The sequence below is a fragment of the Candidatus Ulvibacter alkanivorans genome, assembly GCF_003333325.1.
GTDB classification, from domain to species: domain Bacteria; phylum Bacteroidota; class Bacteroidia; order Flavobacteriales; family Flavobacteriaceae; genus Ulvibacter_A; species Ulvibacter_A alkanivorans.
Genome location: NZ_QOLC01000103.1, coordinates 1 through 23,998 on the forward strand (window position 1 = coordinate 1; position 23,998 = coordinate 23,998).

At 41.4% G+C, this 23,998-nt stretch carries 28 protein-coding genes and 1 other RNA gene; 12 read left to right on the top strand and 17 right to left on the bottom strand.

The features are described from left to right. Nucleotides 1–608: T9SS type A sorting domain-containing protein (locus tag DWA30_RS11905; RefSeq protein WP_114492767.1), on the top strand; the 608-nt coding region annotated here is incomplete at its 5' end. A gap of 74 nt (nucleotides 609–682) precedes the next feature. Here the strand turns inward: DWA30_RS11905 and DWA30_RS11910 are convergent. The 9 genes from DWA30_RS11910 to DWA30_RS11945 form a co-directional block, all read right to left on the bottom strand. Next, nucleotides 683–814, bottom strand: a complete 132-nt coding sequence (locus DWA30_RS11910) for a 30S ribosomal protein THX (protein ID WP_114492768.1) — start codon at nucleotides 812–814, stop codon at nucleotides 683–685. After that, a complete protein-coding gene (locus tag DWA30_RS13535) occupies nucleotides 814–942 on the bottom strand; it encodes a hypothetical protein (RefSeq protein WP_262510099.1) in 129 nt (42 codons plus the stop codon). The genes DWA30_RS11910 and DWA30_RS13535 overlap by 1 nt, the downstream gene beginning before the upstream one ends. Nucleotides 943–1,025: 83 nt before the next feature. Next, nucleotides 1,026–1,787: a tryptophan synthase subunit alpha gene (trpA, locus tag DWA30_RS11915; RefSeq protein ID WP_114492769.1), complete on the bottom strand. Its 762-nt coding sequence runs from the start codon at nucleotides 1,785–1,787 to the stop codon at nucleotides 1,026–1,028. 127 nt (nucleotides 1,788–1,914) lie between these two features. Next, the gene (gene trpB, locus DWA30_RS11920; RefSeq protein WP_114492770.1) at nucleotides 1,915–3,099 is read right to left on the bottom strand and encodes a tryptophan synthase subunit beta; all 1,185 of its coding nucleotides are present in this window, start codon (nucleotides 3,097–3,099) and stop codon (nucleotides 1,915–1,917) included. A gap of 9 nt (nucleotides 3,100–3,108) precedes the next feature. Then, complete coding sequence (locus DWA30_RS11925; protein WP_114492771.1) at nucleotides 3,109–3,762, bottom strand: phosphoribosylanthranilate isomerase; 654 nt, start codon at nucleotides 3,760–3,762, stop codon at nucleotides 3,109–3,111. After that, nucleotides 3,759–4,544 carry an indole-3-glycerol phosphate synthase TrpC gene (trpC, locus tag DWA30_RS11930; protein ID WP_114492772.1) on the bottom strand — a complete coding sequence of 262 codons (786 nt, stop codon included), beginning with the start codon at nucleotides 4,542–4,544 and terminating at the stop codon, nucleotides 3,759–3,761. The genes DWA30_RS11925 and trpC overlap by 4 nt, the downstream gene beginning before the upstream one ends. Further along, nucleotides 4,541–5,542: an anthranilate phosphoribosyltransferase gene (gene trpD, locus DWA30_RS11935; protein WP_114492773.1), complete on the bottom strand. Its 1,002-nt coding sequence runs from the start codon at nucleotides 5,540–5,542 to the stop codon at nucleotides 4,541–4,543. Before trpD ends, trpC begins: the two co-directional genes overlap by 4 nt. Nucleotides 5,543–5,559: 17 nt before the next feature. Continuing rightward, nucleotides 5,560–6,129: an anthranilate synthase component II gene (locus DWA30_RS11940; RefSeq protein ID WP_114492774.1), complete on the bottom strand. Its 570-nt coding sequence runs from the start codon at nucleotides 6,127–6,129 to the stop codon at nucleotides 5,560–5,562. 2 nt (nucleotides 6,130–6,131) lie between these two features. Further along, the gene (locus DWA30_RS11945) at nucleotides 6,132–7,529 is read right to left on the bottom strand and encodes an anthranilate synthase component I family protein (protein ID WP_114492775.1); all 1,398 of its coding nucleotides are present in this window, start codon (nucleotides 7,527–7,529) and stop codon (nucleotides 6,132–6,134) included. A 229-nt stretch (nucleotides 7,530–7,758) separates the two neighbouring features. On the opposite strand from DWA30_RS11945, the gene DWA30_RS11950 reads away from it, so the two are divergent. Continuing rightward, nucleotides 7,759–9,108, top strand: coding sequence for a DUF1800 domain-containing protein (locus DWA30_RS11950; RefSeq protein ID WP_114492776.1), 1,350 nt, complete (start codon nucleotides 7,759–7,761; stop codon nucleotides 9,106–9,108). Between the two features lie 5 nt (nucleotides 9,109–9,113). After that, nucleotides 9,114–10,304 (top strand): DUF1501 domain-containing protein, encoded by a 1,191-nt coding sequence (locus tag DWA30_RS11955; RefSeq protein WP_114492800.1) that lies wholly within the window; start codon nucleotides 9,114–9,116, stop codon nucleotides 10,302–10,304. A 47-nt stretch (nucleotides 10,305–10,351) separates the two neighbouring features. Here the strand turns inward: DWA30_RS11955 and DWA30_RS11960 are convergent, their stop codons facing one another. After that, nucleotides 10,352–10,918, bottom strand: a complete 567-nt coding sequence (locus tag DWA30_RS11960; protein ID WP_114492777.1) for a YceI family protein — start codon at nucleotides 10,916–10,918, stop codon at nucleotides 10,352–10,354. A gap of 23 nt (nucleotides 10,919–10,941) precedes the next feature. Next, nucleotides 10,942–11,400, bottom strand: coding sequence for a MarR family winged helix-turn-helix transcriptional regulator (locus DWA30_RS11965; RefSeq protein ID WP_114492778.1), 459 nt, complete (start codon nucleotides 11,398–11,400; stop codon nucleotides 10,942–10,944). Nucleotides 11,401–11,565: 165 nt separating this feature from the next. Between DWA30_RS11965 and DWA30_RS11970 the strand changes: the two genes are divergently transcribed. From DWA30_RS11970 to DWA30_RS13205, 6 genes are all read left to right on the top strand, one after another. Further along, nucleotides 11,566–12,114, top strand: a complete 549-nt coding sequence (locus DWA30_RS11970; protein ID WP_114492779.1) for a TlpA family protein disulfide reductase — start codon at nucleotides 11,566–11,568, stop codon at nucleotides 12,112–12,114. A 20-nt stretch (nucleotides 12,115–12,134) separates the two neighbouring features. Then, nucleotides 12,135–12,761 carry a thioredoxin family protein gene (locus tag DWA30_RS11975; protein ID WP_114492780.1) on the top strand — a complete coding sequence of 209 codons (627 nt, stop codon included), beginning with the start codon at nucleotides 12,135–12,137 and terminating at the stop codon, nucleotides 12,759–12,761. A gap of 102 nt (nucleotides 12,762–12,863) precedes the next feature. After that, complete coding sequence (locus DWA30_RS11980) at nucleotides 12,864–13,169, top strand: rhodanese-like domain-containing protein (protein WP_114492781.1); 306 nt, start codon at nucleotides 12,864–12,866, stop codon at nucleotides 13,167–13,169. Between the two features lie 11 nt (nucleotides 13,170–13,180). Next, nucleotides 13,181–13,579 carry a rhodanese-like domain-containing protein gene (locus tag DWA30_RS11985; RefSeq protein WP_114492782.1) on the top strand — a complete coding sequence of 133 codons (399 nt, stop codon included), beginning with the start codon at nucleotides 13,181–13,183 and terminating at the stop codon, nucleotides 13,577–13,579. Nucleotides 13,580–13,699: 120 nt separating this feature from the next. Further along, a complete protein-coding gene (locus tag DWA30_RS11990) occupies nucleotides 13,700–14,071 on the top strand; it encodes a hypothetical protein (protein ID WP_114492783.1) in 372 nt (123 codons plus the stop codon). A gap of 16 nt (nucleotides 14,072–14,087) precedes the next feature. Next, complete coding sequence (locus DWA30_RS13205; protein ID WP_136073198.1) at nucleotides 14,088–14,267, top strand: hypothetical protein; 180 nt, start codon at nucleotides 14,088–14,090, stop codon at nucleotides 14,265–14,267. Nucleotides 14,268–14,324: 57 nt separating this feature from the next. Here the strand turns inward: DWA30_RS13205 and DWA30_RS11995 are convergent, their stop codons facing one another. Continuing rightward, nucleotides 14,325–14,789 (bottom strand): RlpA-like double-psi beta-barrel domain-containing protein, encoded by a 465-nt coding sequence (locus tag DWA30_RS11995; protein ID WP_245933910.1) that lies wholly within the window; start codon nucleotides 14,787–14,789, stop codon nucleotides 14,325–14,327. Between the two features lie 352 nt (nucleotides 14,790–15,141). On the opposite strand from DWA30_RS11995, the gene DWA30_RS12000 reads away from it, so the two are divergent. Both DWA30_RS12000 and DWA30_RS12005 read left to right on the top strand, forming a co-directional pair. Beyond that, a complete protein-coding gene (locus tag DWA30_RS12000; RefSeq protein WP_114492784.1) occupies nucleotides 15,142–16,527 on the top strand; it encodes a hypothetical protein in 1,386 nt (461 codons plus the stop codon). Continuing rightward, complete coding sequence (locus DWA30_RS12005) at nucleotides 16,511–16,936, top strand: hypothetical protein (protein ID WP_114492785.1); 426 nt, start codon at nucleotides 16,511–16,513, stop codon at nucleotides 16,934–16,936. The genes DWA30_RS12000 and DWA30_RS12005 overlap by 17 nt, the downstream gene beginning before the upstream one ends. Nucleotides 16,937–17,548: 612 nt before the next feature. Here DWA30_RS12005 and ssrA read toward each other — a convergent pair. Then, nucleotides 17,549–17,948: a transfer-messenger RNA gene (gene ssrA / locus DWA30_RS12010) on the bottom strand. 273 nt (nucleotides 17,949–18,221) lie between these two features. Here ssrA and DWA30_RS12015 point away from each other — a divergent pair. Next, a complete protein-coding gene (locus DWA30_RS12015) occupies nucleotides 18,222–19,433 on the top strand; it encodes an NAD(P)-dependent oxidoreductase (RefSeq protein ID WP_114492802.1) in 1,212 nt (403 codons plus the stop codon). Here the strand turns inward: DWA30_RS12015 and DWA30_RS12020 are convergent. The 4 genes from DWA30_RS12020 to creD all read right to left on the bottom strand — a co-directional run bounded on the left by DWA30_RS12020 (nucleotide 19,430) and on the right by creD (nucleotide 23,930). After that, nucleotides 19,430–21,400, bottom strand: a complete 1,971-nt coding sequence (locus DWA30_RS12020) for a DUF3858 domain-containing protein (protein WP_114492786.1) — start codon at nucleotides 21,398–21,400, stop codon at nucleotides 19,430–19,432. The genes DWA30_RS12015 and DWA30_RS12020 overlap by 4 nt on opposite strands. 40 nt (nucleotides 21,401–21,440) lie before the next feature. After that, nucleotides 21,441–22,136 (bottom strand): DUF1361 domain-containing protein, encoded by a 696-nt coding sequence (locus DWA30_RS12025; RefSeq protein ID WP_114492787.1) that lies wholly within the window; start codon nucleotides 22,134–22,136, stop codon nucleotides 21,441–21,443. Next, complete coding sequence (locus DWA30_RS12030) at nucleotides 22,133–22,498, bottom strand: ribosomal maturation YjgA family protein (protein ID WP_114492788.1); 366 nt, start codon at nucleotides 22,496–22,498, stop codon at nucleotides 22,133–22,135. Before DWA30_RS12030 ends, DWA30_RS12025 begins: the two co-directional genes overlap by 4 nt. Nucleotides 22,499–22,583: 85 nt before the next feature. After that, nucleotides 22,584–23,930, bottom strand: coding sequence for a cell envelope integrity protein CreD (gene creD, locus DWA30_RS12035; RefSeq protein ID WP_114492789.1), 1,347 nt, complete (start codon nucleotides 23,928–23,930; stop codon nucleotides 22,584–22,586). Nucleotides 23,931–23,998 lie beyond the last annotated feature (68 nt).

Consider the following 23,998-nt stretch of genomic DNA (forward strand, 5'->3'; position numbering starts at 1 on the left):
CACCTATCACGGCCATGGTCTTTGCAAGTGATGCCAGTGGAAACATTGCAGCTTGTACTTCTATGATCACTGTGGTAGACAACTTGGCTCCGGTACTTACCTGTCCGGCAGACCAAACAGTTGATCCGGGAGAAGGAAACTTGTTCTATGAAGTGCCAGATTACTTCGCTACAGGGGAAGCAACGGCTACAGACAACTGTACCGATCCTGTGGTACTTACTACTCAAGACCCTCCTGCAGGAGACTTGATAGGAGATGGTACCTATACAGTGACCCTAACAGCAGAAGACGAGTATGGTAACTTAGCTACGTGTACGTTCGAACTTACCGTAGAGAGTATCCTTGGTGTAGAAGACAATGCACTTAACACTGCCATTGTAATGTATCCGAACCCGGCTACAAACCAAGTGACGATCGCCAACAGCTCGAATGTGCTATTAGACAGCGCTGTGATCTATGATGTAAATGGTAAGCTCATTAGTACAACCGACCTTAGCAACATGCAAGGAGAGCGTAGTATCGATGTGTCTACATTATCATCAGGAGTATACATGGTTCAAATAACCAGTCAAGACGCAAGCGTTGTAAAACGTTTGATCATCGAGTAAAACTCGAATAATAACCAACCAAAAGAAAACCCCCTTGACACTGTCAAGGGGGTTTTTATTTACATTAAAAGTTATTAAGAGCCTTTGGGTTGGTTGCCTTTAATTGTTTTTGGGCGCAGACTAAACTTTTTTCTACGTGGACGCAACTTACCAAAAGTTCCTAAAATAATTTTACCACGTTTTGTTTTTTTATCGCCCTTTCCCATTACTTTTTATTTTGTTGTTTCTTAATAGTTTTTTCCTCTATATCGAAACTATTTGTTTTTTGATTTGTATTGGGAGAAGGATTTGTAGGATCCTTTTGTTCTGTCTTTCTTTCAAACTTCTTGTCCATAATTCTAGTTTTTATGATTCAACAACAAAGTACTTAATATGAATCATAAATAGTATTAACGCCTTGCTAAATAAGGGTTAAACTTAGCGAATTGTGTTAATAAAGGAGCTAATCCCATCCACTCCTTTTTGGGTTAGCATTTTAATAAAAGCACTTCCAATAATCGCACCTTTGGCTTTTTTAGTTGCCATTTTAAATGTCGTTGCATCTTTTATTCCGAAGCCAACAATACATGGATTTTTTAAATTCATCTTGGCAATTCGATCGAAATACTGTGTTTGTGCATCGCCAAAACCGGTTTTTGACCCTGTAGTACTCGCGCTACTGACCATATAGATAAATCCGTTGGAGGCGTTATCGATCTCTCGAATTCTGGCATCCGGAGTTTGTGGGGTGATCAAGAAAATGATATTGAGATCGAACTTTTCGAAGGTCGCCTTATAATGCCTTTGGTATTCTGCTAAAGGCAGATCCGGTAGTATGAGTCCGTCGATGCCAATTTCCTTACACCGTTTGCAAAAGGCTTCGACGCCGTATTGCAGTACCGGATTAAAGTAGCCCATAAGCAACAATGGAATGTCTATGGTGTTGCGTATGTTCTTTAATTGATCGAACAAACGGTGGGTGGTCATTCCGTTTTGAAGTGCTTGTGTGGAACTCTGTTGAATGGTAGGGCCATCGGCAAGGGGATCACTGAACGGCAGACCAATTTCGACCATATCCACACCGGATTCTTGCAATTTGGTGAGGATAGGTACGGTGTCTTCTAGGGACGGATAGCCGGCTGTAAAGTAAATAGACAGCAGTTTTTTGTTTTCTGAAAGTTTTTTTTGAATTCTATTCATATACTTTGAATTGCGTTAGGGACCTGCCTGCGGCAGGCTTGTTGAGGCGGCATCCTCTTTTTCGCTGCTTTCGCAGCAGGAAAGAGATATAGCCGAAAGCCCGCCCGCCGAAGGCGGGAACGCCTCATTAAAAATTAAAATAATCGATATAGGTGTTTAAGTCTTTGTCGCCGCGACCGCTAAGATTAACGACCACAATATCTTCCGGTTTAAATTTTCGATCGTTGAAAATTGCCAGCGCATGACTGGTCTCTATGGCCGGGATGATGCCTTCGAGCTTGCTAAGTTGGAGTCCCGCCTGCATGGCATCGGCATCGGTGACCGAGATGAACTCACCACGACCACTCGCGAACAAATGTGCGTGCATGGGTCCAACACCCGGATAATCGAGTCCGGCAGAGATCGAATAGGGCTCGGTAATTTGCCCATCGTCGGTTTGCATGAGCAAGGTCTTGCTCCCGTGAATGATCCCGATCTTGCCTAGGGCCGAAGTGGCAGCACTCTCACCGCTTTCAACGCCTTTGCCGGCAGCCTCTACAGCGATGATCCCCACCGAAGGGTCGTCGAGATAATGGTAATAAGCGCCGGCCGCATTGCTTCCGCCACCTACACAGGCCACAACGTAAGCGGGGTTTTCGACACCTTCTTTTTCCATTAATTGTTTTTTAATTTCTTCGGAAATAATGCTTTGAAAGCGGGCAACCATATCGGGATAGGGATGCGGCCCTACCACGCTTCCAATAATATAGTGCGTGTCCACAGGGTTGTTGATCCAATCGCGAATGGCTTCATTGGTTGCATCTTTTAGTGTCTTGCTGCCACTGGTTGCAGGGATCACCGTAGCTCCCAGCATTTTCATTCGGGCTACATTGGGGGCTTGGCGTTCGATGTCGACAGCACCCATATAGACGATGCACTCCATCCCCATAAGGGCGCAAACGGTTGCGGTGGCAACACCGTGTTGTCCGGCACCGGTCTCGGCGATGATCCTTGTTTTGTTGAGTCGTTTGGCAAGTAAGATCTGCCCGATGGTATTATTAACTTTATGTGCACCCGTATGACAAAGATCTTCGCGTTTTAAATATACTTTGGTGTTGTATTTTTCTGAAAACCGTTTTGCAAAGTAGAGCGGCGTAGGGCGCCCAACATATTCTCTAAGAAGTGATCTGAACTCTTTTTGAAAGGAGGGTTCACGCATGATCTGCAAATAGGTTTTACGCAGTTCTTCTACATTGGGATAGAGCATTTCGGGGATGTAGGCGCCGCCAAATTCGCCGTAGTATCCATTTTCGTTTACGTTGTAGGTTGTCATATTTTTTCTTTAATGTTCAGCGTATAGTTGGTCGATAAACTGTTTGAGTTTTGGAATTTCTTTGAGTCCGGGTTTACTTTCGAAGCGGCTGTTCACGTCGATCGCATAGATTGGAAGATCGGTCTTTAGGATCTGTCGTAACTGCTCGATCCCTTCAAGGCCGATACCACCGCTCAAAATAAATGGTTTTTTCGAGCTGTACTCGTTTAAGATTTTCCAATCGAATGCATAACCGTTACCTCCTTTTTCGGGTCCTTTGGTGTCGAACAAAAACTTGTCTACTAGTTCTTCGTAACACGTTATGGTTGAAAAATCGAAGCTATCGGCTATACTAAATACTTTCCAGATCTCTATTTTTTTCTTCGGAAGTTGTGCACTGTTCTCTTTTATTACTGCGGAAAGCTTTTTACAAAAATCTACCGATTCTTCTCCATGCAGTTGCACAACATCCAGATCGAACTGTTGTACTTTATCCAGTATTTTTAACGCTGAGCTATTTACGAAAACCCCCACTTTTTTGATCTTTTCGATAGGTTTTGGTGTGTCGAGGTCGTAGTTGCGAGGCGAACCATCAAAGAAGATATACCCCATATAATCGGGCTGCAGTGAGGCGACCTCTTCGGGGTTTACTTTTATTCCACAGATCTTTAGTTTCGGTTTCATGCCTTTAATTTTTTGATAAATTCAGCTGCCTCAGTTCCGGGGTCACTTCCTTTCATAAATGTTTCACCAATCAAAAAGCCTTGATAGCCATAGGTGTGCAGTTCCTTTATGGTGTCGATGGAACTTATTCCGCTTTCCGAAATCTTTACAAAGTCTGACGGAATTTGTTGTGACAAGTCTTTACTGGTCGCAATAGATACTTCGAATGTTTTGAGGTTTCGATTGTTTACACCCAGCATGGTGACAGTTGGCAGTAAAGAGCGCTGTAATTCCTCTTCATTATGAACTTCGAGTAACACTTCTAGATTGAGATTGGTGGCTAGGGTTGAAAAGGCGCGCAACTCTGTTTCAGTAAGGCAAGCGGCAATTAATAAAATTGCATCGGCGCCATAGGCTTTAGCTTCGTAGATCTGATAAGGATCGATGATAAATTCCTTCCGAAGTAAAGGAAAGGAAGTTGCGCTGCGGGCTAATAACAGGTCGTCTAATGAACCACCAAAAAAGTTGGTGTCGGTAAGGACCGACATTCCACTTGCGCCCGCGTTCTCATAGCCACTAGCAACTTCTTGGACTTGCACTTTGTCGTTGATAACCGATCTGCTGGGAGACCGTCGTTTGTGTTCTGCGATGATACCAAAAGCGTCGTTGCGCAAGGCTTCAGAAAGTGATCTCGTAGGACGGTCGAAAAAAGAGGACTGTTCTAAAAGCGCTTGCGGAAATGCTGCTTTTTTCGCAGCAACTTCATGCCGTTTATAGGCTGTTATTTTATCTAAAATGGTCATTGTGCTGCTTTACTGAGTTGTTGTAGTTTTTCTAAACTTTTTAAGGCTTGTCCAGATGCTAAGGATAGTTGCGCCTTTTTAAATCCGTCCTCCATAGTGATCTGTTGGGCTACGGCTATCGCTAATCCGGCGTTCGCACATACTACGTTGTTCTGTGCTTCCGAACCTTTGCCTTTTAATATTTTCTGAAAGATCTCTGCCGACTCGGGTACTGTGTCACCGCCATGGATCTCTTGCGGTTCTATAGTGCGTAGTCCCAAATCTTTTGGTTGGAACATGTGTTCTGAAGCTCTTGAAATAATTTTTACAGGACCGGTCAATGAGATCTCATCGTAGCCGTCGATGGCATGAAGCACGGCATAATTTCGTTTGCTTTTTTGGTATAAATAGCCGTACATACGTGCCAACTCCAGATCGAAAACGCCCACCAATTGATTTTTTGGGAATGCCGGATTCACCATGGGGCCGAGCATGTTGAAAAAAGTCTTTACGCCCAATGAACGACGAATAGGAGCTACGTTCTTCATTGCCGGGTGAAACAATGGGGCATGCAACACACAGATACCTGCTTCATCCAAACATTGTTTAAGGAAATCTTCATTGTTACTAAAATGAATGCCGAGTTGTTCCATCACATTACTACTTCCACTTACCGAAGAAACACCATAGTTTCCATGTTTGGTTACCATAACACCGGCTCCGGCAGTTACAAAAGAAGCGAGTGTAGAAATATTGAATGTGTTCTTACCATCCCCGCCGGTTCCACACAGATCGATGGTGTTGTATTCGGAGACATCGATCGAAAGGCACAGATCAAGCAAGGCATCTCGAAAGCCTTCTAGTTCTTCCAAACCAACGTTTCGCATCATGTAGACCGTTAAGAATGCTGCGATCTCACTTTCGTTATATCGACCCTCACTAATAGCGATCAACACATCTCGCGCCTCTTTGCTGGAGAGTTTTTCGTGATTTATTAATCTATTTAAAATTTGTTTCATATTGTGTTCGCTACTGTTTAGTTGCTTTCTACCCAGTTCTTAATAATTTGTTTTCCCTTGGGAGTGAGTACACTTTCCGGGTGAAATTGCACTCCCTTAACATCATAGAGTTTGTGTCTAAGCGACATGATCTGTCCGTTCTCATCAATAGATGTAACCTCTAATACTTCCGGTAGGTCTTCTTTGTTCACCACCCAAGAATGGTATCTGCCTATCTCAATTTCATCGTCCAATCCTTTAAAGAGTGATTCGTCCTTCGAAAGAATGGTCGCTTTGGTCGCTACGCCGTGAAACACTTCCTTTAGATTAATAATACTTCCCCCAAAGACTTCTCCAATGGCCTGTTGCCCTAAACAAACACCTAAAATTGGTTTTGAAGTGGCATAGGTTTCTATTACTTTTTTTAGCAGTCCGGCTTCATCTGGGATCCCGGGTCCGGGAGACAAAAGGATTTTGTCATAAGCTTCCACTTCCTCTATGGTAAAACGGTCGTTCCTTTTTACGGTTACCTCACAATCCAGCTCTTCCAAGTAGTGCACAAGATTGTACACAAAACTGTCGTAGTTGTCTATTACTAATATTTTCATTCCTACATTTTTTCTGCTAGTTCGAGGGCTTTGGTAAGCGCTCCCAACTTATTATACACTTCTTGTAATTCGTTTTCTTCATCACTTTCAGAAACCACACCGGCCCCAGCTTGATAATGAAGGGTATGGTCCTTACTCACAAAAGATCGAATAATGATGGCATGATTGAAGTTGCCGTTAAAATCCATAAAACCAATAGCACCTCCATAAAATTCTCTGGAGATATTTTCATACTTCTCTAGAAGTTGCATTGCTTTGTGTTTAGGCGCTCCACTCAAGGTGCCGGCGGGGAAGGTGTCTGCCACGATCTGCATGGTCGCCGTGTCTGCATGTTTTGTAGCGGTTACCTTGCTTACTAGATGGATGACATGTGAAAAGAACTGAACTTCTCTATAGGTTTCCACTTGCACGTCACGCCCGTGGCGGCTTAGGTCATTTCGCGCCAGATCCACCAGCATCACATGTTCACTGTTTTCTTTTGTATCGGTTGCCAATTGTTTTGCCAATTGAGCATCGGCCTCATCGTTTCCGGTCCTTTTAAAGGTACCCGCAATGGGATGTATCTCTGCACGGTCTCCATTTACTACCAATTGTGCTTCCGGGGAACTTCCAAAGATCTTAAAGTTGCTGTAATCGAAATAGAACAAATAAGGCGACGGATTGATACTTCTTAGTGCACGATAGACATTGAACTCGTCTCCGGTAAATTCTTGTGAAAATCGTTTGCTTGGTACGATTTGAAACACATCGCCACGGTTACAGTGTTCCTTGCATTTAGCAACCAATGCTTTAAAATCGGAGTCGGTTATGTTGGTTTCAGCATCGCCCTTGGTTTGAAAAGCGTATTCCGAAAAGTTCTTAGAACGAAGTAATTGTTCTATGTACGGGATGTTGTTCTCGCCGTCGTAGGTGTGACAAAATAGATACGCCTCATTATTAAAGTGATTAATGGCGATAATATTTTGATACACGGCATAGTATACATCGGGAATGCCGAGACTTCCTTCTTTTTTCTGAAGTGAGATCGATTCGTAATAACGCACCGCATCGTAAGCCATATAACCAAAAAGGCCATTATTAATAAATTTTACATTGGCTTCTTCCGAAGAAAACGAACCTGCGAATTTTTCTAAAATGGTTGGTACGTGAATGGCTTCGGAAAGGTCGGTTTGCAAGGTTTTGCCATCCGGAAATTTTTCGACGATCTGTTCGTTTTCAATTTTGATAGAAGCAATTGGATTGCAACAAATATAACTGAAGGTGTTGTCGTTAGCACGGTAATCACTGCTCTCCAGCAACAAACTATTCGGGAATTTATCGCGAAGCCGTAAATAGACCGAAACCGGCGTAAGGGTATCGGCCAGTAGTTTTTTAGAATATGTCTTTAAGTTGTATTTCATAAAATAATAATCAAAAAAAAAGCTTGTCGTGAAAGACAAGCCTTTGTATAGATAATACCATAGTGCTTTAACTCACGACGTTCGACGTAAGGAGATCCACCACCATGTATGTGTATGTGTTGTTTTCAATTTGGTTTCAAATATAGGTATTGTGTTGAAAAAGTCAAGCAAAATTTTTCTTAAAAAAGCAGCTTCAAACTTTTGGCATAATTTTTAGTCCTATACTTGTATGGAAGTTGCAGAAATCTATCATTTGTATCGACGTGCCGGCTTCGGTATTTCACCTAAAGATGTTGCGCCATTGCGCCCTTTATCACGAGAAGAAGTCGTGACGAAGCTGTTTCAAGCTTCTGCTGCTGTTTCACCGCTTCCGTTAGATCTAAGTGCGTACCATACTTTTTTTGCGAATAATCCCAGCCCAAAATACTCGAATTTCAAAAATGTGGTGCGTCAAAACAAGGACTTGCAATTTGACTTGAACAAAGCATGGTTTGAACGTATTTGTAATCCTTCCGAAGCATTGAACGAGCGTATGACCCTCTTTTGGGCCAATGTGTTTGTATGCAAAGATAATGTGGTGTTGTACATGTATCAATTTAACGAATTACTTCGGAAGCATGCGCTTGGTAACTTTAGAGAATTTGTATCGGCGGTTTCCAAGGAACCAGCAATGATGCGGTATCTCGATACGAATCACAACAAAAAAGACCAACCCAATGAAAATTTTGCACGTGAACTATTAGAGTTGTTCACATTAGGAGTGGGAAATTATTCCGAAGTAGATATTAAAGAAGCAGCACGTGCTTTTACAGGGTATTCTTTTCATTTGGACGGCCGATTTCGCCTTCGGAAAAGGCAGCATGACTTCGGAATGAAATCGTTTATGGGTTGGAACAATACGTTACACGGAGACGACATTATAAATATCATTTGTAAACAACGCCAATGCGCTCGTTACATTTCAGAGAAATTGTATCGCTATTTTGTGAATGAAAAAATTAACGAAACCCATGTTGAAGCATTGACCGATGTCTTTTACCAAGATTATGATATCAAGGCAGCACTGTATTATATGTTTACAGCCGATTGGTTTTATGAAGCAGTTAATATGGGGAACAAGATAAAATCACCCATAGATCTGCTTTCGAGTATGTATCGCATCGTGCCTTTTGAATTTAATGGAGAAAAAGAAGCGGTGTATATTCAACGCATTACCGGACAACAATTATTGCAACCACCTAATGTAGCAGGCTGGGAGGGAGGTAAAAGTTGGATCGACACCAATACCATGTTGATACGTTTGAAACTGCCCGCTATTTTATTAGGTGATGGTAGGGTTCCTATGGAAAATAATAGTTGGGGTATAAAAAGAAAGCCTTTTGGCAATCGTTTGCAAGTAATGCACGATTGGGAGCGGTTTGAAGAGGTGTATGGTACTATGTCTTCGGAAGAATTCGTGACAGCTGTGTTGGCACGCCCGTTAACCCATGGAACACGCACATTGCTACAACAACAGCGGTCATCACGTAAAGACTTTTGTTTGCAGTTAATGTCGTTGCCAGAATTTCAATTAACCTAATGTATATGAAACGACGCGATTTTATAAAACGTTCGGCTTTAGCCAGTAGTGCACTATTCGTTCCTAATTTTTTGAACGCAATGGATGGCGAAATTAGCATTCCAAAGGGTGTTAAACGCCTATTGGTGATACAATTGGCCGGTGGTAATGACGGATTGAACACTTTGGTGCCTTTTACCAACGATATCTACTATCGAAATCGTCCCACGATCGCGATCAAAAAGAAAGATGTGTTGCCTGTTAATGACACGTTGGGTTTTCATAAAAATTTAAAGGGAATAAAGACCTTATACGATCAGGGTGTTTTGAGTGTAGTGAATAACGTAGGCTATCCCAACCCCAACCGTTCGCATTTTCGATCGAGCGATATCTGGCATACGGCTAGTGCCGCCGATGAATACGTTACAGACGGTTGGATAGGGAGGTATTTGGATGCATATGGCAATGCGCCTCACGATGCTATTGAAGTTGGCAGCTCGTTATCTACGATCATGAAAGGAGCTACTAAAAACGGGATCGTGACCAAAGATGCCACCTTATTGCAGCGAATTGCTAGGGATCCTTATTTTTCGAAAGTGATTAAGCATCACGATGCGACGCATTTAAGTGAACACAATATGGGGTATTTGTATCAAACCCTAATCGATGCAAAGCAGTCTGCAGCCTATATTTATGAAAAATCTCGCGTATTCGAGTCGAAGTTTTCTTATGGTAATTCGCAATTTGGAAAACAATTAAAGACCATTTCCGAATTTATCAACTCCGGCTTGGAGACCAAGATCTATTATGCATCTTTACGTGGTTTCGATACGCACGCCAATCAGATGGGCCCTCAAGATGCCTTGTTGCAAACATATGATGAGGCAATATCCACTTTTGTAAAAGATTTAAAAGCCAATGGTACCTTTAAGGATACACTAATTCTAACTTTTTCTGAATTTGGTCGCCGTGTGGCCGAAAACGCTGCCAAAGGAACCGATCATGGTGCGGCCAATCAAGTTTTTATTATTGGTAGTTCGTTAAGGTCGCCCGGTCTATTTAACAAGCCGCCCGATCTAAGTAGGTTAGATGCCAATGGAGATCTTATCTATGATGTTGACTTTAGAAGTATCTATGCCAATATATTGGAAGATTGGTTGAATGTTTCAAAGCAGGTCGTATTAGGTTCTTCTATACCTTCGGTAAAGATCGTGTAACAAAAAAGCCCTCCAGTATAGAGGGCTTTTATTCTACGTAAGTGAATTTAGTATTTTAAGATAATGTCTAGTTCGAAATTATCGGAGATGGTGTTGTCTCCAAGGTTATCGAAGAAGCTTCCACTACCATAGCGCACTCCAAATTTGGTACGGTCTATTTTTAACCCGGTAGTTGCCATGCCATTGGCCATGTCCATATCGAAAGTGATAGGTAGTGTAGTGCCTTTGATCGTGATATCACCGTTTACCATATATCCGTCGGCGTTCTTTGTTGCCGAATTGATGACTAAGGTTGCGGTGGGATGGTCGCTTACACCAAAGAAGTCGTCACTTTTTAGATGTCCTTCTAGCTTGGCACGATTGTCACCCGTTAAGTCTTCATTTGAAATGGAGGTCATGTCCACTACAAATTTTCCACCAACCAATTGGTCACCTTCCATTTCGAAATAACCCGATTGAAGGTCGATGGTGCCATTGTGAGATCCTAGTACTTTCTTTCCTTTCCATTTGATGGTACTTTCTTTAATTTCAATTTTCTCTTTCATAGGAGTTGTAAATGCAACGGTGCCTACGGCAACCGCTAAGATTAATACTGATTTGATTACTGTTTTCATTGGTTATTGATTTATGTTATTAATTATTGATTGTCTCTTAGTTTATCTAAAAGGGTGTTTAGGGTAATAAGTTCTTCTTCGGAAAGATTATGAAGAATAGCTCGATTGTTTTGTTCGGTAATTGGATCAAGGTCTTTAAGAAGTTCCAGCCCTTTGTTGGTAATTGTAATTTCCACTTTTCTTCGATTGTGTTCACAAACACAGCGCTCTGCCCAACCTTTTTTTATAAGCTTATCTACTAAGCGGGTCGTATTACTGCTGCGATCTACCATTCGCTCCTGAATGGTGCTGAGGTTTGCCGGTTTGCCGCCTTGTCCTCGTAAGATGCGTAGTACATTGTATTGTTGCAGGCTAATCTCATAAGGTTTTAATTTTGAAACAATGGCATCTTCAACATAACGGGAAGTGTACATAATATTAATCACCGACTTAGTTGTGATTCCCATTTTGTGAATTGACTTGATTGCTTGTTCGATACTCATAGTTGTTATTACAATTGTTGTATGTACAAATGTATATAAAATTTTTATTCTGAAAACTGTTTTAACAAATATTTAAATGATTGATTTCAATGAAGCCTTTTTCAATGCGTTAAAAGGAGTGTTAAATACGTTTTATATCTGCAATTACTTAATTATTTTTAGCCAATGAAATATGCCGTTTTATTATTTATGGCAGTGATGCTTCAGTCATGCGCCGATACAAAAAAGGAGGTTGCGAATGATATTGCTACCACCAACGAGACTGAAAAGGAGGATGCTTCCGAAGCACTTTCCGAAGTAAACATCCCCGTCTATAATTTTGAACAACTACAGCCTTGGCTCCATAAACAGAATGACACGACCTATGTGGTTAATTTTTGGGCCACCTGGTGCAAGCCGTGTATAAAGGAATTGCCTTATTTTGAGGAAGTGACCCAACAATACGCCGACGATAAACTAAAAGTGATCTTGGTGAGTCTGGATTTCCCCGATAAATTAAAGGACCAAGTAGCACCTTTTGTGGAAAAACGTAATTTGCAATCACAGGTAGTTTTACTAGATGATCCGGATGCAAATGGTTGGATCCCGAAAGTTTCTGAAGAATGGAGCGGTGCCATTCCGGCGACGGTAATCTATAAGAACAACGAACGTAGGTTTTACGAAAAATCGTTTACACGAGAAGAATTATTCGAAGAAATAAAATCAATTCATTAAATCATTAAACACTAAATCGTATGAAAAAATTTAAAATTAGTTTCGTTATTACCTTGGCGGTGGTAGCAGTAGTTGCCTTGAGCAGCTTTGATCTTGGTAATTCTGCAACTGAGGGATATGGAATTGGCGATGTTGCGACCGACTTTTCATTAAAAGATGTGGATGGTAGCATGGTCTCATTATCCGATTATCCGGACGCTAAAGGATTTATTGTGATCTTTACGTGTAATACCTGTCCGTATGCCGTGGCAAGTGAACAGCGCATTGTGGACCTTGATCAAGAATTTAAAGATAAGGGGTATCCGGTTATTGCCATTAACCCGAACAATCCGGAAGTACAACCCGATGACACTTATGAATTAATGCAGGCTAAAGCAAAATCGGCCGGATTTACATTCCCATACCTATATGATGAGAGTCAGACCGTATACGCAAAATACGGAGCGACCAAAACACCACATGTATATCTATTGCATAAAGAGCGAGGAAATCCGGTAGTAAAATATATTGGCGCGATCGACGACAATGTTCGCAATGCCGATGCTGTGACCGACCGGTTCTTAGCCAATGCCGTAAACGAATTGTTGGCCGGAAAAGAAGTTTCGGTAAAGGAAACAAAAGCGATAGGCTGCAGTGTAAAGCAGTAACAGAACGTTATACTTTATATTAAACCGAAAACAGTTTTTAATGTTTTCGGTTTTTTTATTTGGTTCTACAGGATATTCTTATTTTTGAAAAAATTTAATACTATGGACCTATCCCAAAAAGAATGGAGCGAGCAGCTCGCTAATGATGACAAAGCCGTTGTTCTAGATGTTCGAACCGATGAAGAAGTAGCCGATGGGATGATCCCTGATGCCATACAAATGGACATTTACAACGGGGCACAATTTATGGAGGACGCAAAAGCCTTAGATTCGGATAAGCATTATTATGTGTATTGTCGTTCGGGAGGGCGTAGTGCTCAGGCGTGCGCAATTTTACGCTCTTTAGGTGTCGAGAAAACCTATAATCTTTTAGGAGGTTTTAGCGAATGGGAAGGTGAAACCACATAATTTTTTACGTTATGAGATCATTGCATTTATTGTTGGTGGGACTTTTCTTCGGAATTGTTTTAAGTTGTGTTGAAACCAGCGCAACTAAGGTTGTTGTATTAAGTCCGGAAGAAATGGCCGAAGCTGTAAAACAAGATGAACTCTTACAGTTGCTCGATGTACGTACACCCGAAGAATACGAGGTAGGTCACTTAAAAGATTCACAAAACATTTGTGTGACCAGCGATGATTTTGAAGAGAAGGTAAAATTGCTGGACAAATCGAAACCGGTGTATGTATATTGCAGAAAAGGTGGACGTAGTGCTAAAGCCGCAGACATCCTAAAAGAAATGGGTTTTACCGAAGTGTACGATCTTGAAGGCGGACTCACCGCCTGGAAAGAGGAAGGGCTTCCCACAGCAGACGAGTAGTGGACTTCTTAAATTTTTAACACATTGATTTGTATCGAGTTAAATTGAAGCTAAACTAGCTTTCGAACAACTTGTTATTGAGGTTGGGTATGTATATTTAATAAACAAATTCCAAGTGTTATGAAAAATCAAGAGCAATTAGTACAGGAAGAAATGCGTAAGCTTATCACAAAAAGCTGTGCAACACATAATAGTGAATACTACAATTTTCAGAAATCACTCCTCAAATTCTTCTTTGGTGCCATAGATGCTACGATCGATTACGACGAGCAGACCATTATGTTATGGAATTCGAAACCTATGAGTTCAGACGCCATAAAACTTTACGATATTAATGAGGCCGTTTCTGCAAAAGTAGCCTACACCAATTTGGAAGAAACCTTAAAAGGATGCTTGGAAAGTGGTGCGAAACAACTGCGCTTTTATAAGACATTGTTGTTTCATTACAATAATGTAAAAGAAGATATAGGAACCGATGCCATTAGTGCATAATTAAAGAACTATCCCCATGTATCATTTATTATACGACACCTTTAAAGCTTTGTTATTCGCCTTTGGCGTAGGAGCGCTAGGAATCCACTTTTTAATGGATCCCTTGCCGCAACCTGTACTTACAACGGTGTATACTTGTATTCTACTATCACTAGTATTACAGCTCATCAAACTCCCCGAACCAAAAAAGAGCTAAAAAAAGCATACGAATAAAAAAAACCACCGTACGGTGGTTTTTTTTATACCTCAATTTTTATTTTCCATTTTCTTGTAATGAGAATTTATCATAAGGTTTATCTTTTTTGTTAAATCGAATTGCTACTTGTTGCTTTCCCCATTGTTTGGCGGCAGCTTCATCTAGCCCCATATAGATATCTATCTTCTTTTTCCAGCGCTTGTTCATCTTGTCTTTTACAATATAAGTTCCGGGCAAACCAATGATCTCTACTTCCTCGTTGTGGTCCAATCCTAGTTCAATAAGATCGCGCGATACGGCAATAGCGCGTTCCCCGGGATCTAAGATATCTCCCCAAGCCGCTAATGACGGATTCCCTTTTTTAGTTTGTCGCTCTACTGAGTTATAGGCGGTAGCAGTGACCGTCATCGTAGTCATTTTTTTTGTGTTCGGCGACTCACTGTCTTCCACGCAGCTTAAAACTAATAAGACCATGGTACCTAAGAGAATGTTGAATAGATATGTCTGCTTTAAGAACTTCATTATTAATAAAGTACTAAAAAAGAGTGCCAATTCATAATAGAATACGGGCTAATCGGGTCATTCGGAGGGATTTTAACATGTCTTTTAGTATTGACAGCACGCTGCTGCTCTCTTTTAAAAAGATGCCGCTTATATCAGGTTTTTATATTTAAGCTACAACGTACTGTCTTTCTCTTCTGCAGTGTAACTAAAAAAAATATCGTAACTTTAGATTGCACGCCCACAGTGTGTTGCATTTTTAATGAATGAGCTATCAGTTCAAAAGAATGGTTAATAGTTTTAAATAATTAAGTTCATTTATAAGTTCTAAAGTACCACAACTCTATAATCAGTAAACCTAACAACCAACACTATGAGATCACTTACATTCTGGCTTCTGAGCACCGTTTTGTTTGTAGCCATATCCCCAGTTTTAGCACAACCCTACACCTTAGACAAATCGATTAAGCCCATTGAGTTAAACTTAAAAGAGGATACCCGCAAAGGGCATGAAGGCGAAAAAGGAATTGTGTTCGTGAATCGGGTTACCGATTCTGTTATGTATCATTATGTTACCGGGCATTCTATGTTCCAGTTTGTAGATGTGCTGGTAACCAGTATCGATGGGAGTCCGTTACGTGTAAGTCTAAATCAGGATCAATGGAACGATACCAATAACGAAAAACGTACTTCATCATCTTCAGATGATACGGCTAATTTTAAGTTACGTGCCGAAGGAAGTTTCGGAATAAAGATTGAATCGGATGATCCTACTAATTCGCTGTACAGTATAGCGGTAGTGGCTAGTCCGGTAACGAAAGCCTACTTAGATTCGCCATTCAGAAAAATAAAAGATAACGAAATAGCCGGCGACGGTGATACCGATGCGAGAGATAGTGATGGAGCTAGCGACGACGGAGACTCCAACTTGTTTCTCTATATCGCTTTGGGTGTTGCTTTGTTGGTTATTGGCGTATTAGCCGGCAAATTAATGGGAAAAAAAGGCAGAAATTCCACTACCGTATTGCTCCTTCTGATACTATCACCATTGAGTGGTTTTGCACAAAGTGGCGGTGGCACCTACCTTACCATGGAAGAGTTTGAACAGTACAAACTTGGAGTGGAAAGTGATCATGAGCATTTATTGAGAAAGCTGGAGATCTTGGAAAAAGAACGAGCAGCAGTCGATAAAAGCTTTAAGGATATCAATGCGAACATTGCGAAGATTAGAAGCTTGTGGGATCAAGCTAAAAGTCTCTATAATCAGTATTCCGGACTTAGTAATTGTATAGACGCAAGACCACCACAGGGCAGTCCTACTATTCCGTCTATTTGCGCAGAGATCGTCTTAGATGAACGCGGTGAACCTATAGAAGAACAAGATGGTGACTGTGCCAGTTGTTTCTTGGAAGCCCGTAAAAAATTCAATGACATGCGGTATCAGTTCGAGCGATTGGCCACTATTTATAAATGCACCAAGAAATTCTCGGATGCCGCCATCGCTTTTGGGGATAACGTTTCCGGTGTTCATGGTGTCTCGGGTATGGCATGGCAGGCCGAACGCGTTAAAATTGAAAGATCGGTAGTGGAACTACAACAGGCTTACGATAACAAGTATGCCGAAATGTTACAAGGTCTTGCCGATGCAATGATGGAACTCAATGTTTGTGAAGCCAAATTTGGGGTTGAAGACTGGTACGACCGATTTGGCTATATGTATTTTGAATTCATGAAAGAAAAATATGCTAGAAAAGATTAATTTAATACGTGTCGTAAAACTGCTTTCACTTCTTAGCTGTTTCGTACTGCTAATCATCGCTTGTAAGTCGCCGACCGGACCATCATCATCTATCTCAAAGGACATTATTGGAGACTGGGAAGGTTGCGATGGGCGCGTGGTTCGCTTTGGTCGGCTGGACCGTGATACGATTACAGGGCGGTACACAAAGTTGGGCGGATTAAAACAATATGGATTTGAACAAGATGAAATAGGGTATAAGGTAGTACAGCTACGCCCGGGAATTTATACTGGCCAAGTGAAATGGCGCACTACCTCGGGAGGCGTTAGCTGGAAGAATGTAACTATATCCATAGAAGGCGATCGTTATTCCGATACAAGTTCAGATGGCTGCGCAAAAGAGATGATCCGTGTTAAGGTCACCAACTAATTACATGAAAATGAAGCCTGTCTATCTTAGATAACTTTAAAAATATTGTCAATGAGAACGCCGTGAACTTCAATGTCATGTCATTCAGAACGCAGTGAAGAATCTATTTAAATCCATAGTACAGATTTTCCTTTCACTCAAAATGACACGTTGTTCGTTCTGCAGAATGGTAACTTCATCGGTGTTGCAGAGCCTGTCTGCCGTATGGTAGGCCTGCCTGCCGTATGGTAGGCCTGCCTGCCGGTAGGCAGGCCGGGGAGGTTACTTGCATGATCTCCATTGGTTCCGGTCCTGTAAATACAAACCCTACATCGCCGCAGCGATGCGGTCTTGTGTTTCATTCCCTTTCCTGAAACAAGTTTCATGCAGGTCATAAAACACAAAACCCCGCAACTTTCGTTGCAGGGTTTGTGCATAATCGTGGAGCCTGCCTGCCGGCAGGCAGGCCGGGGAGGTTACTTGCATGATCTCCATTGGTTCTGGTCCTGTAAATACAAACCCCACATCGCCGCAGCGATGCGGTCTTGTGTTTCATTCCCTTTTCTGAAACAAGTTTCATGCAGGTCATAAAACACAAAACCCCGCAACTTTCGTTGCAGGGCTTGTGCATAATCGTGGAGCCGGGGAGATTCGAACTCCCGTCCAAACGCGCAACCATATTACTTTCTACATGTTTAGTTTTCATTTCGATTTTCGTGGGCTTGCCGGTCGAAAACTACCAACGCACCCCTTATCGCTACTTAAGTTTCTTAGGTACATCAGCGCACTGTACCCAATAGGTCTACTTTTACGAAGCCACTAAACCGATTGCCGTAAACCAAGGCCTTCGAGTGACTTCCTGCATGCCCGTCTTACGGGCCGAGGCATATCCTACTATAATTCAGATTATGCTGCTAGGGCGTAGTTATTCTCGCCGTTTAAAAAAGTGTGAAATATGAGATTTACGAGCTGTATTCCGGCGCTCGACATGCTTATAATACAATTAGACCCGCTGTCAAAACCAGTCGGCCCCATTTCCCTGCGAAGGCAGGGTTCATGATTTTTTATCATGAAATATTTTTTTTCAAAGAACTGTTGGGCGTTTCCACCGCTTAGGCGGTGGCCGGGCTATTCGCTGTATCTCTTTTCCGCTTCTCACAGAAGCCTCAAAGAGGATGCCGCTGCTACCTGCCTGCCGGTAGGCAGGTCCCTAACGCAACTCGCTTTTTACAAGCAAGGGCAAAGATACACTAAAAACACTATCTTTGCGACCTTAATTAATCTACAAAAAGCATTCCAAATGGCGATCACCTTTGCAATCATCAAAGAACGTAAAAATCCACCCGACCGCCGTGTCGTTTTTTCACCCCAAAAGTGTCAGGAAGTCAGTCGCCAATTTCCCGATGCCAACATCATCGTAGAAGCATCTTCCATTCGTATATTTCCCGATTCAGCCTATAGTGAGGCAGGATTTAAAGTAACCGAAGATGTTTCCGAAGCCGATGTAATGCTAGGCGTAAAAGAAGTGCCAATCGATGCATTAATTCCGAAGAAAAAATACTTTTTCTTTAGCCATACCATCAAAAAACAACCGTACAATCGGGAACTACTACAGGCCATACTGGAAAAAAAGATCGAACTGTACGACCATGAGGTCATCGTTACTAACAAAGGAGGACGTCTTATTGGGTTTGGTCGCTATGCCGGACTCGTTGGCGCCTACAATGGTTTTCGTGCTTTGGGATTGCGTGACGATTTGTTTACCCTTCCAAAGGTAGAAGTCCTGCCAGATCTTCGAGCCGTTAAAGCCGAATTGGATGCCATTACCCTTCCGAAGCAATTAAAAATAGCCTTGTCGGGTACGGGTAAAGTAGCTCAAGGAGCCAAAGAGATATTAGATCACTTGCAAATTAGAGAAGTAACAGACGCAGATTACTTGACCCAATCATTCGACGAACCGGTCTACTGCCGTATCGATGTAATGGAATACAACAAACGCACCGACGGTAAACCGGGTGATAAATATGAATTCTATAAAGATCCATCCGGTTACGAGAGCGACTTTATGAAATACGCGGCAACAACCGATTTCTTTATCGCAGGACATTTTTATGGCGAGGGAGCACCGTATTTGTTTACCAGAGAAGATGCGAAGCACCCGGACTTTAAGATCAATTTAGTGGCAGATATCTCCTGTGATATCGACGGACCGGTGGCGAGTACAGTACGTCCCTCGACCATAGCCAACCCGTTTTATGGCTACGACCCACAGACCGAAAAAGAAACCGCCTTTGATGCAAAACAAGTAATCACTGTTATGGCGGTGGACAACCTACCTTGCGAATTGCCAAAAGATGCCAGTGAAGGCTTTGGCGATATGTTCTTAGAACACGTGATTCCGGCCTTTTTTAATGGAGACGCCGATGGACTCTTAGCACGTGCGCAGATGACAACAGCCGAGGGTACGCTTACCAAACGCTTTCGTTATCTGCAAGACTATGTGGAGGGGATAGATTAAATTTCTGTGAGCAATATTGGCTCTAGATTCTGAAACTTGATCATCGTCTCAAAAAAGGATTTTAACATGGGATAGCCCTCCGCTTGAAATCGGTAGGCGTTTAAATTCATGGTAAAACGGATCATGATTTTACCGTTTTCCGAAGCATAAACCACTTTACAATCGCCTGCATCTTCGGGTAATTTTACCATTTTATTCTCGGGTAATTGCCCTACAGCGTACACATTGGCCAGATCGATAGTCACCACGTAGGTGGTTGCTATAGGAAATCCGAAGTCTATAGGATAATTTCTCGTTTCGTATTGAAATGGATTCTCTGAAAAATAGGTGTCAAAAAAATAAGGGTTTAGTAGATGTTTAGTGCCTACAGTCTCTGGATCAAGTTCAATATCGTAGGAGATGGTAAATGGTTCATCTAATTCATTTTGATTTTTAACAACGATATTTTCAATTTCCGAAACCTTAGATTCGTTTTGTTTATACGCTGCCAATCCGCCCACAGTGTTTGCCGCTAATTCTTCCCTATTCTCTAAGGCGATATATCCTTGCGACATTTCATTCACTTTTCCGGTAAAACTACCATCCGGCTGAGCGGTTAGTTGCGAATTTACATAGTAAATGTTCTTTTTGAACGGTTCTATGTTGGTCCAATAACTTCCTTTTTTAAAATCCATCACACGTCCTTTTACATTGAGGTCCATAAAAGGAACAATTCCAAAAGGCGCATGTTTACTAGTCGCATCTAGCATGTAATCTACATTGTTGATTTTAAGCTGAACAATGGTATGGTTAAAATCGGTCATCACCGGATAATTGGGAGTAGGGAGTCCATTTTCGCGAGTAGAAATAAAGACCAAGTGCGCATCGAATCCGGCTGCTGTAAGTGCATTTACTAAGGAAACATTGATCTCTGTATTGTTGGCGGTGCCCTTCTCGAATGCATCTTTTACGCGTATGTCTGAAAAGATACGATAGTTTCCATTCCAGGTATAATGGTCTTGAATAAACGAATAAATAGCCTTGGCTTTCTCCACACTATTTGGCATTTCTGTAATACCTTGAGGGAGCTTGTCTTCAAAGAAATTGTTTTTCTTTAATTGTCGCCCAATGTCCTTGTCATTTTTAAATTCACGATCAACGTCTTTCCACTCCTTGGTGTAACGTGTCTTGCTGCCTTCAAGGTCTACGGTCTCCACAAGCTCGTAACGCAAACTCGACATATAATTCTTTTTAGACAGCATATACGATTCTTCTACAAATGCAGGAACATCGGTCATAGCGTATAAGCCAATTTCACAATCGGCACTTTGTTGGTATCCGTCTAGGTGAAAGCAGTTCTTTTCAATTGATGCTTCATTGATATCGAGTTTTTCAGAACCGATCAGTACCCGTTTATAGCTAAAATTACCCGGGATCTTACTTTCGAACTCACTATAGATTTTTGGCAATTCCCCTTGGAATTCCCATCCATTTAGACTTGAGAAATAGGGAGATTCTATACGATAGGTGTATTCAAGAATACTACCATCTTGAACATTTGGGAATGTAAACCGTTTGACCTTCCATCGGTTGGTTTCATCGGTATCGAAGATGGCATCATCGGTGACATACTTTTTTAATTTGCCATTATGCGTGATCGCTTGGAGTTTGGTTATCTTTTCTGAAGAGGTATTGTCGTGATAATACGGAATAAACACTTCAGATTCTGTGAATCGTTTTGCATCAAATACTTTAATACGTCTGTGTATTTCCTTGACCAATCTAAGATAGTTGTCGATCTCTTCTATATAGTAATGTCCACTTTCAAACAATACGACCCCGGCAGCATTGGGGTCTTTGTCGTATTTTTTTAGACCACGCTCTTTTAAGGTAGGTTCACCAAATTTAGCAACTTTTCTAGTTTGTGCGTGTAGCGTTATCATTCCGAAGCATACGAATGTTATAACACAACTAATTGGGATCTTCATAAAGGGGAATTGATTTTTTTGGCAAAATAGAAGAATTTTATCAATTATCAAGTGTTGGACGCATTTCGGTATTCACTTTTTTGAGTTTCCCCAATTGTGAAAATAAAAGCATGCCAGAAAATAGAAAAATTCCGAATCCAAGTGTGAGGCCCCAAGCCGTTAAATGCTCAACAGGATTGAGTGTTATAGACAGTATGTCTGTTAGTAAGCTCTTGGGATGGTGAAGTAGGTCCCAACTATTCCAACGTAAAACACGCCCTAAATAAATTCCAAATCCGCAGAGAAAGGGAATAAAACCACTAATGACGCTGATCCACTGAGTAGCAAAATGATGCTTTAGCAATCGCTGCATGTCTTGTAGTGTTAAGAAATAGAACAATAACCCATTGCTCGCAAAGACAAATAAGAGCAATATATCCAACCAAATCAAGCTAGCCGTAGCGAAACGCAGATGAACAAAATCGGTAATGATGTAGGGAGCGTTGGGTAGTATCGCGAGCCAGGATAATGCAATTAGTATCACAAACCATTTTGAAGGTTTCTTCAAACTTTGCAACCACAAGGATATTCCATATGGAATAACAGCTAAAAATAAATTCCAGACAAGGAACAGATAGAAGAAAGAATGTGTGATTTTAATTCGAATCATTAAAAGCAATAAGGCCACTCCTAAGAATAGGGCGAGACTTCCGTGGAGTTTAAATCGAGAAAACAAAAGGTGTTCTAAAGTGTTCATTTAACAACATTTTTATATTTTTTAATAAAAGCGGGCAGGGTGAAGTAGCCAATACTATAGGCCAATAGATCCATCCAGTCGAAGGTGGTTCCAATGACAATCTTAGCTAATGGATTCCGAATATCGAGCAGTTCGAGGATTTTGATAAACTGCAAGAACTCTATACCAAAAGCAAAAAGTAGCACGGCAATCGCAATGCGTTCCGAAGAAAAAGAAAGAAAACTCTTTAAGAAGAAAAAGAGCAATGGGATGACCAATACATCGCCCACAAACGATCGTATGAACGGATGAAAAGTATATGTTGCAATGGCTATTTCAATTGCTACAGTGATAAGAAAACCAATAAAATAAGATAGTTTCATACTGGGTTTAAATACTTCGAAATTAAAAAACGGAGGTATGGTGTAATACGAATTCTTTACATCACACCTCCATCTGGCATTAAAATTAGTCCTTCCCCCAATCGATCCTACGAGAGGCGAACATGATGATGGCCAAGATTACAAACAATCCAATACTACCCACTAATAAGGCATAGTTTTCCAATTGTATGATCACGTAAATAAAGCCATATAACGATGCCAGTGAGGCACAGACCAGCAGCGGAAATTTAAACCCTTTTAAAATAGCACGCGAATACACCGTTATTAGCAACAGCACCGAACCACCTGCAATGATGTAGGCTTTTAAAAACGAACTGTGTTCTGAAATCGAAATGAGTAGTGTATAGAACATGACCAATGCCAATCCTATCATCACGTACTGAAAGGGATGTATGTAGATCTTGCTTACCAATTGTATAAGTAAAAAGACGAGTAGTGTGAGTCCAATGACCATAAATCCGTATTTAGCGCTTCGTTCACTTTTTTGGTATTCATCAACAGGAATGATGAGATTGGTGCCAAAGGCGAACTCGATCAAAGTCGGTAACTTCTCGTAAAAGACTTGCTCAAACTGCCTGTTTATTTGCAACACTTGCCAAGAGGCCTTGAATCCATCTGCCGTAATTTCTTTGGTGTCATCTATGGGAAGGTAGTTGCCGTCAAAACTGGGGGAGTGCCAATTGGAGGTCATAGAAGCAGTAGTTTCTTTACCAATAGGGATGAATTTTAGACTTTCACTCCCGTTGATGGTGAGGTCAAATGAAAAAACCAAGTCGGTCGTGGTTTCCATCGAGAGGTTTTGGATGGGCTCACTTTCTAAGGTGTTTAGATATTCACGATCGTATTTAGGGGTTAGTGATAGCGATTGTGAGTGCAATTGTACCGCAGGGGCGCTTCGTATGCCCTTTAAATTAGAGGATCTAACAAGAACAGTGATCTTATCCCATAGAATGGCGTCAGGTGTAATGTCTTCTTCTGAAAGTGCTATCTTCGGAAAGGTTCCCTGTACTGAAATATCAGCAGTATACACGACCGATTCGTAGATGCTTCGATTCAAGGGTTTTGAAGCCACATTGGAAGCTATGTCGAGTGTGTCGGGGAACAGATATGCATACTTTATGCTGGTATTGGTCTCGGTGCGATAGGCTTTTGCTTGTTCGTCGAAGATTCGCTCTTCGGAAGTATGCTCGTATGGCACTTTAAGAATGGGGCCCGACAGTACTACTTCATTTCCCCATTTACTGTTGATCTCACGTACCACCTCGGTTTGTCGTAGGGACCGTTCGTTAATAAGGCTTTTTACAAACTCTAAAGGAATAAGTAGTACGATTAATAGTAATCCAACGATTAACATGCGCGCGGTGATCGAGTTTCGCAGCCAGTTTCCGAATTTGCTTCTTTTTTGTTCCATAAGTTGTAGTATTATCTAGTTAATTAATTATTTAAAAGTACTTTGTATTTCAAAGTATAAGATAAAAA